The 1,365-nt window shown below is 63.9% G+C and carries 2 protein-coding genes; both read left to right on the top strand.

All coding sequences use genetic code 11. The features are described 5' to 3' along the window. Positions 1–944, top strand: a 944-nt coding sequence (gspK, locus tag DBR18_RS27925; protein ID WP_256589033.1) for a type II secretion system minor pseudopilin GspK, incomplete at its 5' end; no start/stop codon positions are given. Then, positions 941–1,365: type II secretion system protein GspL (gspL, locus tag DBR18_RS27920; protein WP_256589032.1), on the top strand; the 425-nt coding region annotated here is incomplete at its 3' end. The genes gspK and gspL, both read left to right, overlap by 4 nt.

The raw sequence follows: 1,365 nt of genomic DNA, 5'->3' as shown, positions 1-1,365 counted from the left end.
AATCGAACCAGCAGGGGATGGCGATCATCAGTGCGCTGTTGATCGCGGCGGTGGTCGCGGTGATTGCGGCGGGGATGTTGACCCGGCAGAGCGTTTCGACCCGCGCGCTGGAGGCGGATCAGCAGCGGGTGCAGGGGCGCTGGCTGTTGCACGGTGGGCTGGAGATCAGCCGGCAATTGCTTTGGGATGCGCGGCAGCGTGATCCGCTGACCCGGCTCGATCAGCCGTGGGCGCAGCGTTTGAATGCGCAAGGTTTCGAGGGGCGGCTGGAGGATGAGCAGGGCAAATTCAACCTGCGCAATCTGGTGGCCAATGAGCGTGTCGATGAGGCGCAGGTGCAGGCGTTTCAGCGGTTGTGCGAGTTGATCGGCGTCAGCGCTGGGTTGAGTCAGCGCATCAGTCAGCGGGTGATCGGCTCTTATCCGTATCTGTTGAACCCGCAGATTGCCGAGAACACCGCGAGCAAAAACGCCTTTGACAGTGGCCGCGCCACGTCGCCGAATGCGTCGCGCAAACCACAGAATCCGAAGTTGCCGATGCTGCGCAATGTCGAGGATTTGCGCAGCGTCGAGGGTGTGAATGACGCGGTGATTGGCAAACTGGCGCCGTACCTGACGGTGATCCCGGCGACCACTTGGCTCAACGGCAATACCGCCACCGCGCCGGTGCTGGCCGCGTATGTGCCGGGGTTGTCGCTGGAGCGGGCGCAGGCGCTGATCAATGAGCGTGACGCCGGGCGCTGGTTCATCAACCGCGGCGATTTCGTCAATCGCTTGCGCATGCCGAACCTGGAGCTGACCAGCGTCAAGGTTGGCATCACCAGTGACTGGTTTCGCCTGCGTGGCGCGGCGCGGCGGGATCAGCGGCGGGTCAGTCTCGATGCGTTGCTGCACCGCAGCGAGGATCGTCTGCCGCAAGTGATCTGGTCGCGGGTGGGCGTATGAGTCAGTTGCGTGTGAGTTTGCCGCCACTGGCAGGGTTGAGTCTCGACAGTGAGATGGATTGCGCGTGGCTGGATCGGCAGGGGCAGGTCATTCGTGAGCTGCGCCAGACCTTTAGCCAACTGGGGCAGTTAGCGAAGCAGCCAGCGCTCAACATTTTTCTGCACCCGGCGGACAGCCTGCTGGCGAGCATCGACCTGCCGCCATTGCCGGCGAACAAGACCGCAGCGGCGGTGCAATGCGCGGCGCAGGCCTTGATGCTCGGCGACAGCAACGAGATGCACATCGCCCACAGTTCGCGGAACGAAGCCGGGCAGGTGCAGATCGCCTGGGCGCCGCGTCAGCGTTTGCAGCATCTGGGGCAATTGCTGAAGCAGGCCGGGCTGAATCTGCGCGGTCTGTACCCGGCGGCGTACAGCTTGCC

Source organism: Pseudomonas sp. HMWF021 (assembly GCF_003061005.1).
GTDB lineage: Bacteria > Pseudomonadota > Gammaproteobacteria > Pseudomonadales > Pseudomonadaceae > Aquipseudomonas.
The sequence above is the reverse complement of the archived record's forward strand: the minus strand, read 5'-3'. Positions and strand labels throughout refer to the sequence as shown.